General features: G+C 64.3%; 10 protein-coding genes. 2 read left to right on the forward strand and 8 right to left on the reverse strand.

The window, feature by feature from the left end; genetic code table 11:
- The 8 genes from EOA32_RS27870 to EOA32_RS27905 all read right to left on the reverse strand — a co-directional run.
- The coding region (locus EOA32_RS27870) for a dihydroxyacetone kinase subunit DhaK (protein ID WP_145971370.1) at positions 1-759 on the reverse strand (759 nt) is incomplete at its 3' end.
- Between the two features lie 51 nt (positions 760-810).
- The gene (locus tag EOA32_RS27875) at positions 811-1,824 is read right to left on the reverse strand and encodes an ABC transporter ATP-binding protein (protein WP_128373427.1); all 1,014 of its coding nucleotides are present in this window, start codon (positions 1,822-1,824) and stop codon (positions 811-813) included.
- Positions 1,817-2,923 (reverse strand): ABC transporter ATP-binding protein, encoded by a 1,107-nt coding sequence (locus EOA32_RS27880; RefSeq protein WP_095828104.1) that lies wholly within the window; start codon positions 2,921-2,923, stop codon positions 1,817-1,819. Before EOA32_RS27880 ends, EOA32_RS27875 begins: the two co-directional genes overlap by 8 nt.
- Before the next feature lie 2 nt (positions 2,924-2,925).
- Positions 2,926-3,132 carry a hypothetical protein gene (locus EOA32_RS27885; protein ID WP_095777044.1) on the reverse strand — a complete coding sequence of 69 codons (207 nt, stop codon included), beginning with the start codon at positions 3,130-3,132 and terminating at the stop codon, positions 2,926-2,928.
- Positions 3,129-4,079 (reverse strand): carbohydrate ABC transporter permease, encoded by a 951-nt coding sequence (locus tag EOA32_RS27890; RefSeq protein WP_067324280.1) that lies wholly within the window; start codon positions 4,077-4,079, stop codon positions 3,129-3,131. Before EOA32_RS27890 ends, EOA32_RS27885 begins: the two co-directional genes overlap by 4 nt.
- Positions 4,076-5,023 carry a sugar ABC transporter permease gene (locus EOA32_RS27895; RefSeq protein WP_128373428.1) on the reverse strand — a complete coding sequence of 316 codons (948 nt, stop codon included), beginning with the start codon at positions 5,021-5,023 and terminating at the stop codon, positions 4,076-4,078. Before EOA32_RS27895 ends, EOA32_RS27890 begins: the two co-directional genes overlap by 4 nt.
- 101 nt (positions 5,024-5,124) lie before the next feature.
- Positions 5,125-6,456, reverse strand: a complete 1,332-nt coding sequence (locus tag EOA32_RS27900) for an extracellular solute-binding protein (RefSeq protein ID WP_067003505.1) — start codon at positions 6,454-6,456, stop codon at positions 5,125-5,127.
- Between the two features lie 242 nt (positions 6,457-6,698).
- Positions 6,699-7,388, reverse strand: coding sequence for a PIG-L deacetylase family protein (locus EOA32_RS27905; RefSeq protein ID WP_128373429.1), 690 nt, complete (start codon positions 7,386-7,388; stop codon positions 6,699-6,701).
- Between the two features lie 23 nt (positions 7,389-7,411).
- Here EOA32_RS27905 and EOA32_RS27910 point away from each other — a divergent pair, with 23 nt between their 5' ends.
- Positions 7,412-8,302 carry a DMT family transporter gene (locus EOA32_RS27910; RefSeq protein WP_127247708.1) on the forward strand — a complete coding sequence of 297 codons (891 nt, stop codon included), beginning with the start codon at positions 7,412-7,414 and terminating at the stop codon, positions 8,300-8,302.
- A gap of 52 nt (positions 8,303-8,354) precedes the next feature.
- Positions 8,355-9,461: ATP-dependent helicase HrpB (gene hrpB, locus EOA32_RS27915; RefSeq protein ID WP_128373430.1), on the forward strand; the 1,107-nt coding region annotated here is incomplete at its 3' end.

Here is a 9,461-nt window from a genome sequence, read left to right on the forward strand (position 1 = left end):
GGCATAGCGGCTGCCGGCATCGAGCCGGGCCGCGAGGCGGTCGGCCATGATGGCGACGAGCGCACTGGCGCTCTGCAGGGTTATGCGCTCCACGCCCGGCTCGCCATGGATGCCGAGGCCGAGCTCGGAGTCGTCGGCGCCGAAGCGGTCCTCGTGGGTCTGGCCGGGGATCGAGCAGGAGGAGAGCGAGATGCCGAGCGAAACGATGTCCTTCGCCGCCGCCCGCGCTGCCGCCGCGACCGAGGCCAGGTCATGGCCGGATTCGGCAAGATGTCCGGCGATCTTGTGCACGAACAGCGTGCCGGCGACGCCGCGCGGCTGCGCGATATCGGGCAGCGCGATGTCGTCGCCGACAATCACCATGTCGACCGCGAAGCCCTCGGCGCGGGCCCTTTCTGCGGCGAGGCCGAAATTGAGGCGGTCGCCGGTGTAGTTCTTGACGATCAGCAGGCAGCCGGCCGGCCCGGTCGTCGCGCGGATCGCCGCCAGCACCGCCTCGACACTCGGCGAAGCGAAGATCTCGCCGGAGACTGCCGCCGTCAGCATGCCGGCGCCGACGAAACCCGCATGCGACGGCTCATGCCCCGCGCCACCGCCGGAAACGACGCTCACCTTCGCCTTGTCCCAGTCGGCGCGCAGCACGACCTTGATCTCGGGATAGCCGTCGAGCCGCGCCAGCGTGCCGGAGCCGGCAGTGGCCAGAAAACCGTCCAGCGCTTCGGTAACGATCGAGTCCTTGCGATTGAAAAAGTGCTTCATGGATTTCGTCCAGTCGTATCTGCGGTCGTCAAAAAAGTGCGGGTGCGCCGGCTACATCAATCTTTGCCCGTCCGACCCAAAATAAAGCGGCGAGCGATAGCGGATCGTCACTCTGTCCCCCTTTGCGAGCGACGTGTCGGGATCGGTCAGCGTTACCAGCTTCTTGGCGCCCACCGTGACATGCAGATGGTTCTGGTCGCCGAGATGCTCGACCCAGTCGACGACGCCGTCGGCATGGCCGTTCGCCGCCTTTTCGATCGCGAGATGTTCGGTGCGCGCGCCGATCGTCGTCGTGCCGGTGGGCGCGGCGCCGTCGGGCAGCAGCCCTGCCGGCAGAAGGTTGATCGCCGGCTGCCCGAGGCGGGCCGCGACATGAAGGTTTGCCGGCTCGGAATAGATCGCGCGCGGCGTGCCGATCTGCACCAGCACGCCCTCGGAGAGGATGCCGATGCGGTCGGCCATGGTCATCGCCTCGATCTGGTCATGCGTGACGTAGAGCATGGTGGCGCCGAGCTCGGACTGGATGCGCTTCAGCTCGAGCCTGAGATCGGCGCGCAGCTTGGCGTCGAGCGAGGACAGCGGCTCGTCCATCAGATAGATCGAGGGCTTTCGCACCAGCGCGCGGCCGATGGCGACGCGCTGCATCTCGCCGCCCGACAGCCTGGTCGAGCGGTTGTTGAGCTTGTGGTCGATGCGCACCATCCGCGCCACTTCTTCGACGCGGCGGCGGATCGCTTCCTCCGGAAAACGCCGCGCCGGCGAGCGCAGCGGGAAGGCGAGGTTGTCGAAGACCGAAAGATGCGGGTAGAGCGAATACTGCTGGAACACGAAGGCCGTGTCGCGCTCGACCGGCGACAGCCCCGTCGCATCGTGGCCGCCGATCTGGATCGTGCCGCTTTCCGGCCGCTCGAGCCCTGCGATCAGCCTGAGCGTCGTCGTCTTGCCGGCGCCGGTCGGGCCGAGCAGCACGACGAACTCGCCGTCCTTGATCTGCAGGTCGAGATCGCTGACCGCGACTGTCTCGCCGAAGCTCTTGGTCACACCCTGAATCTGGACGTCAGCCATGGCGCGCCTCCACTGCCTGATCGTACATGGCGGTTTTCACCGCGCGTCCAGTGCCTTTCTCGAACAGCGACAGCCGCGCGCTGCTCAATGCCAGCCCTACCTGTTCGCCCGTATTTAGATGGATTCCGGCCGGCACCCGGGCCTTGATGATGCCGTCAGCCGTCTCCACCGCGACGATCTGCGTGGTGCCGAGATATTCGGTGCCGTAGATCGCGCCGCGCAGCTTCGAAGCATCATCGAAGCGGATGTGCTCGGGGCGGATGCCAAGCGCCATGTCGGCCGGCGCAATATCCTCGCGCACTTCCGGGACCGTCACCCTGGCGCCCTGCACGACGATCTCCTTCGCACCCTTCGCGAGCCCACCGCCGAAGCGCAAGAAGTTCATCGGCGGCGAGCCGATGAAATCGGCGACGAACATCGTGGCCGGCCGGTCGTAAATCTCGCGCGGGCTGCCGAACTGCTCGATGACGCCGTGGTTCATCACCGCTATCTTGTCGGCCATGGACATCGCTTCCATCTGGTCGTGCGTGACATAGACGGTGGTGGCGTGGATGCGGTTGTGCAGCTCGCGCAGCTCATGCACCATCAAATCGCGGAACTCGGTGTCCAGGGTTCCAAGCGGCTCATCCATCAGGAAACATTTCGGTCGCCTGACGATGGCGCGGCCGAGCGCGACGCGTTGGCGGTCGCCGCCGGCAAGACCGGAGACCGACTTGTCGAGCAGGTGGTCGATGCGCAGCAGCTTCGCGGTCTCCTCGACGCGCGTGCGGATCTCGGCCGACGCCATGCCTTGCGCCAAGAGCGGGAAGCCGATGTTCTTGCGCACATTCATATGCGGATAGAGCGCGAAGAGCTGGAAGACGAAGGCGATGTCACGCTCGCGCGCCCGGCGCATGGTGACGTCCTCGCCGCCGAGCAGGATCTTGCCGCCGGTGGGCAGTTCGAGGCCGGCGATCATGCGGAGCGTCGTCGTCTTGCCGCAGCCCGACGGCCCGAGCATGACGAAGAACTCGCCATCCTCGACGACGAAATTGGAATCCTGCACGGCGACGAACTCGCCGAAGGCCTTCCTCAGATTCTGAACACGGATCTCGGCCATTTTTATTCCGGGAATTTCGAGACGACGATGAACATGGCGGTGCCGGCGAGCATGGTGACGAAGGAATAGCTGTAGAGCGACAGCGCGAAAGGCTGGAACAGCATCAAAAAGCCGATGGCGATGATCGCGGTGGCGATGTTTTCCATCAGGCCGCGTCTTGCCCAGACGGGCCAACGCGATTTGCGTTTTGCAGGCTGGATCGTGCTCATTTGCGCACCGCGCCGAAGGTAATGCCGCGCAGCAATTGCTTGCGGAGCAGGATGGTGAAGACCAGGATCGGCACCAGGAATATCGTCGTGCCGGCGGCGACTGCCGGCCAGTCCTGGCCGCCTTCGCCGATGATGGTCGGGATGAAGGGCGGCGCCGTCTGCGCCGTGCCGGAGGTCAAAAGCGCGGCGAAGGCATATTCGTTCCAGGCAAAGATCAGGCAGAAGATGGCGGTCGCGGCAATGCCGGTAGTCGCCTGCGGCAGAACCGTGCGCCAGAAGGCCTGCAGCCGCGTATAGCCGTCGATCATCGCCGCTTCTTCGTATTCGCGCGGGATCTCGTCGATGAAGCCCTTGAGCAGCCAGACCGCCAGCGAGACATTGACCGCGGTGTAGAGCAGGATCATGCCGAGCGCGGTGTCGGAGAGGCCGAGCTCGCGGTACATCAGGTAGATCGGGATCGCGACGGCGATCGGCGGCATCATGCGCGTCGACAGGATGAAGAACAGGAGGTCGTCTGCCAAAGGCACCTTGAAGCGCGAGAAGCCGTAGGCCGAGAGCGTGCCGAGGAACACCGCGCAGAAGGTCGAGCCGAAGGCGATGATCAGCGAGTTGACGAAGCGCGGCAGGAAGTTCGACGGGCCGGCGATCACCATGTTTCGCTTGCGCACCGTCTCGTCGCAGAAGCCGGTCGCCGGTCCGAGCGCGTTGATGTATTCCGGCGTCTGCCTGGTGCGCGTCGTGAACAGGTTGCAGTAGCCTTCGATGCTCGGCTGGAAGACGATCTTCGGCGGATAGGCGATCGAATCCGGCGGCGTCTTGAAGCTGGTGGCGAAGATCCACAAGAGCGGCACGATCGAGATCAGCGCGTAGCCGACGACGAGCACGCCGGCGATCCGCTTCGAGTTCGTCGAAGGTGCGACGACGGAATGGGCGGTGGTCAGGCTCATCTCTGCTTCACCTTGTTGAGTGCCTTGACGTAGATATTGGCAAGGCCAAACACCGCGACGAACAGGACGATGGCGAAAGCCGAGGAATAGCCGGTGCGCCAGCTTTCGAAGGCCTGCCGCTTCAGCGTTATCGAGGCGACCTCGGTGGTCGAGCCCGGTCCGCCGCCGGTGAGCAGGTTGACCATGTCGAACATCTTGAAGTTCTCGATGCCGCGAAACAGCACCGCCAGCATGATGAAGGGCAGCGCCATCGGCAGGGTGATCGACCAGAACTGCCGCCAGTTGGAGGCGCGGTCGACCTCGGCCGCTTCATAAATGTATTCTGGGATGGAGCGCAGGCCGGCGAGGCAGATCAGCATCACGTAAGGTGTCCACATCCATGTGTCGACGATGATGATCGCCCATGGCGCCAGCTCGACATTGGACAGCATCTGGACATTCGTCGGCGCGATGCCGGTGAGGAATGAGATGGCGTAGGCGAACAGCCCGATCTGCGGTTCGTAGAGGAAGCGCCAGAAATTGCCGACCACCGCCGGGGACAGCATCATCGGCACCAGGATGATCGTGGTCCAGAAGGCGTGGCCGCGGAATTTCCGGTCGATCAGCCAGGCGAGCGTGAAGCCGAGCACCGTCTGCAGCAGGATGGTCCAGAAGACGAAATGCGCCGTCGTCTGCATGGCGATCCAGATATCCTGGTCGCCGAGGATGCGCCTGTAGTTGGAAAGCCCGAGATTCTTGACCACTTCGTTCGGGCGGTTGGCGCGGTAATTGGTGAAGGAGAGGTAGATCGCCCAGAACAGCGGGAAGATGTTGATGGCTAAAAGCAGAAGGATCGTCGGCGAAATGAACAGCCAGGCGAGGCCCTTGTCGCTGATGCCCCGGATCTTCCTGGCCAACGGCTCGGGTGTGGCCCGCGCAGCGTTGTCCGCAGTCCGATTGAGCATGGTTAGTCCTGCATCGGTCACTGGTCAGCCTCGGCGATGAAATTTATCTGAACTGCGTCCCGTGCGAACGCGGCACGGGACGCACCTGCTCGGGAGGAGCCTTACATCTTGCCGTCGTCCTGGAAGATCTGCGTCCAGTCCTTGACGAGGCCGTCGAGCGCATCCTTGGCCGAGCCCTGGCCGGCGACGACATAGTCGTGGAAGCGCTTCTGCGAGGCCTGCAGCAGCGGCGCGTAGCTCGGCTCTGCCCAGAAGTCCTTCACGATCGCCATGGAGTCGAGGAAGGCCTGCGCATAGGGCTGGCTGGACGGGAACTTCGGATCCTTGACGACGGAATTCAGGCAGGAATAGCCGCCGAGCGACCACCACTTGGCCTGCACGTCCTTGTTGGCGAACCACTTGATGTATTTCAGCGCCGATTCCTGCTTGTCGGAGTAGGAAACCACCGAGATGCCCTGGCCGCCGAGCTGCGCGAACTGGTCGCCGTCGGGACCTTTCGGATTGGCGAAGTAACCGATCTTGTCGCCGCCGACATTCTCGTCCTTCTGGAGGCCGGGCCAAGTGAAGGCGAAGTTCATGTGCATTGCCACCTGGCCGGATTTGAAGGCATCGACGCCTTCGCCCATGTAGCTGTTGGAGGCGCCGGGCGGCGTGCAGCAATCATAGAGCGCCTTGTAGAATTCCAGCCCCTTCACCGACTTTTCGGAATTGACGAAGCCGTCCATCTCATAGGGCTTCTTCGGGTTCTCATACTGGAAGCCGTAGCTGTAAAGCACGTCCATGGCGCCCATGGTGATGCCTTCCGAGCCGCGCTCGGTGTAGATCGAGGCGCCATAGACGGTCTTGCCGTCGATCTGCCGCTTCTGGAAGAACTCGGCGATCTGCTTCAGCTGGTCGAAGGTCGTCGGCGGGGCGAGGTCCCAGCCATACTTCTCCTTGAACTCCTTCTGCAGTTCCGGCCGCGAGAACCAGTCCTTGCGATAGGTCCAGCCGACCACGTCGCCCATGGCCGGCAGCGCCCAGTAGTTCGGCGTGTTCTTCGGCCATTCGGAATAGCCGACGACGGTCGCCGGCACGAAGTCGTCCATGCTGATCTTCTCCTTGTCGAAGAAGTCGTTCAGCTTGACGTAATGACCGTTCTCGGCCGCGCCGCCGATCCACTGGCTGTCGCCGATGATCAGGTCGCAGAGCTTGCCGTGTGAGTTGAGCTCATTGAGGAAGCGGTCGGCATAGTTGGTCCACGGCACGAATTCGAACTTCATGCCGATGCCGGTTTCCTTGGTGAAGTCCTTGGACAATTCCACGAGCGCGTTGGCCGGATCCCAGGCCGCCCAGCAAAGCGTCAGGTCTTCCGCATGCGCCGCGTTCGAGACGGCGGTCGACGCGAGTGCCGCCGAGGCCAGTCCCAACGCCAGTTTCAAGGTCGATTTCATGCCTTACCTCCCATTTGCGAAACGCGTCCGGATGACGGTTTCAAAAGCCCTCAACCCTCGCTCCTCCGAGGGCCTGAACATGGCGCGCGTCGCGCCGCCGATGTTTAGTAATTTGTTTAGTGATGCTCTTTTTACTAAACAACGCAAGCGAATTCGTTGCTGCGCCGCAGCATGACGAAGGCGGTGCTTGAAATCGTTGGGAAATAACTGTCGGTGCCTTGGCGGCTCGTAGCTTCAGCCGGCTACTTGACGCTCTTCGGGCCCACCGTGACCGGCCGGATCCGCGGCGCCGGAGGCAGCAGCTCGCGGATGTCGGCAAAGGGGAAGACGGGCTCGAACCGAAACGCCTCGGCCAGCGCGCCGGGCGCGCCGTTGCATTGGCCGGCGCGGAACGCGTTCTGCATGCGTGCACCGTTGAGATAATGCTCGGGCCCCTGTGAGCGATGCGCGAGAATCGCCTGCGCCTTGAGGTCCCAGTGGCTGGAAATGTCGACGTAATGCGTCGGCGAGAAACCTGTGCCGCCGAGCGTGTCGGCATGCAGCACCGGTACCTCGAAGGACGCCGCGATGCGCACGCCGTCCGACAGCGCGCGGTGGTCGCCGTGATAGTCGTTCGGCGCATGCGTGATCGCGAGGTCCGGTTGCACCTCGCCGATCAGCGCCTTGAGTGTGTCGATCAATGCGGCATCCGCAACCAGCGCCCCGTCGGGGAAACCGAGGAAACGCGGTGTGACGCCGAGCAGGGTGGCCGCCTCGGTCGCTTCCTCGCGCCGCGCTTTGACAAGCGCGGCCGGATCGCCGTTGCCGCCCTTGGCGCCGTCCGTGGCTATCGCAAAAGTCAGCTCTGCGCCTAGCGCGGCATAGGCGGCCAGCGTACCGAACATGAATATCTCGATATCGTCGGGATGAGCCCCCAGCGCCAGTATCTTCACTTCTTTTCTCCCGGATATGGAACGTGCCGAACGGAATCCTGCTCGCCCTCGTCGCCTATGCAAGCTATTCGTGGAGCGATGCCGTCATCAAGAGCCTGGGCGGGCAGTTCACCGTCTTCGAGATCGGCTTCTTCGTAACCTTGTTTGCCGGCTGTTTCCTGTTCTTCACAAGGCCTGCCGATGAGCGCTGGCGCGACTTCTGGCGCACCAGCCGGCCCTGGGCCGTGCAGGCCCGCGCCTGGGCAGGCATCGCATCGGGCGTGCTCAGCGTCTATGCCTTCACCACCATTCCGCTGGCGGAAGTCTACGCGTTGATTTTCCTGGCGCCGTTGTTCGTCACCATCCTCTCCACTCTCATCCTGAAGGAGAAGGTTGGGCCGTGGCGATGGCTCGCCGTGGTCGCCGGCTTTGCCGGCGTCATGCTGGTCGTCAGGCCGGGTTTCCGCGAACTTCATCTCGGCCACCTCGCGGCCTTTGCCATCGCCTTTCTTGCCGCCACCAGCGTCATCCTGATGCGGTCGCTGGCGCAGCAGGAGAAGCGCACGACGATGCTCGGCGTGCTTGTCGGCTATGGCCTGCTCTTCAATGGCCTCGGTGTGGCGGCAACGTCGTTCACCTTGCCGGATGGCAATCAGCTGATCTGGCTGGTCATGGCCGGCGCCTTCACCGCCGGCGGTCAGCTGTTGCAGCTTCTCGCGGCCAAATACGCGCCCGCCAACCGGATCGCGCCGACGCATTATTCACAGATCGTCTGGGCGGTGGTGCTGGGCTCGTTGTTCTTCCGGGAAGATCCCGACCTGCTGACGCTGGCCGGCCTTGCGGTGCTCGGCGCCTCGGGCCTGCTGACCATGGTTCGCGAGGAGGTACGGCTGGGCACCGTGCGCTGGAACCCGTTCACGCGCACCAGGCTTTAGGCAATTCCGGGACAGGTTGCGCGCTCACCGTGGCCGCTGATATGCGGACGCCATGAACAGAGGAATTTTGCCGGAACTCCCGGTATCCGCCGTGCTGCCGGTGCTCGGCGAGGCGCTCGCCGGGCGCAACAGCGCCGTGCTGGTGGCGCCGCCCGGTGCCGGCAAGACGACGCTGGTGCCGCTGGCGCTGCTCGACGCGCCCTGGCTCGGCGAAGGCAGGATCGTGCTGCTGGAGCCGCGCAGGCTGGCAGCCCGCGCCGCCGCCCGTCGCATGGCCGAGCTTGTCGGCGAGGAGCCGGGTGGTACAGTCGGCTACGCGATGCGCATGGAGAACCGCACTTCAGCGCGGACAAAGATCCTCGTCGTCACCGAAGGCGTGCTGTCGCGCATGATCCTCGACGATCCCGAACTGCCCGGCGTTGCGGCGGTAATCTTCGATGAATTCCACGAGCGTTCGCTCGACGGCGATTTCGGCCTCGCGCTGGCGCTCGATGTTCAGGGCGCGCTGAGGCCGGATCTGCGCCTGCTGGTGATGTCGGCGACGCTCGACGGCGCGCGCGTCGCAAAACTACTGGCGGGGGCGCCGGTGATCGAAAGTGAGGGCCGCGCCTTCCCGGTCGACATCCGCTATGACGAGCGGCCGGCCGGCATGGCGGTCGAGGACGCGATGGCCAAGGCGCTTCGCTCGGCTTTAGCCGCCGAGCAGGGCAGCGTGCTCGCTTTCCTGCCCGGACAGCGCGAGATCGAGCGCACCGCAGAGCGGCTCGAAGACCGCCTCGGTGCCGATACCGACATCGTTCCGCTCTATGGCCAGTTGGACAACAGGGCGCAGGATGCCGCGATCAAGCCGGCGCCGGCTGGCCGCCGAAAAGTGGTGCTGGCGACCTCGATCGCCGAGACCTCGATCACCATCGACGGCGTGCGCGTCGTCATCGATTCCGGCCTATCGCGCCTGCCGCGCTACGAGCCGGCAAGCGGCCTGACCCGGCTGGAAACGGTGCGCGTCAGCAAGGCTTCCGCCGATCAGCGGGCCGGCCGCGCCGGACGAACGCAGCCGGGCGTCGCCATCCGGCTATGGCGTGCCGAGCAGACGGCGGCGCTTCCCGCCTTTACGCCGCCGGAAATCCTCGAGGCTGACCTTTCCGGCGTGTTGCTCGAC

This window comes from Mesorhizobium sp. M1A.F.Ca.ET.072.01.1.1, from assembly GCF_004023325.1.
Lineage (GTDB): Bacteria > Pseudomonadota > Alphaproteobacteria > Rhizobiales > Rhizobiaceae > Mesorhizobium.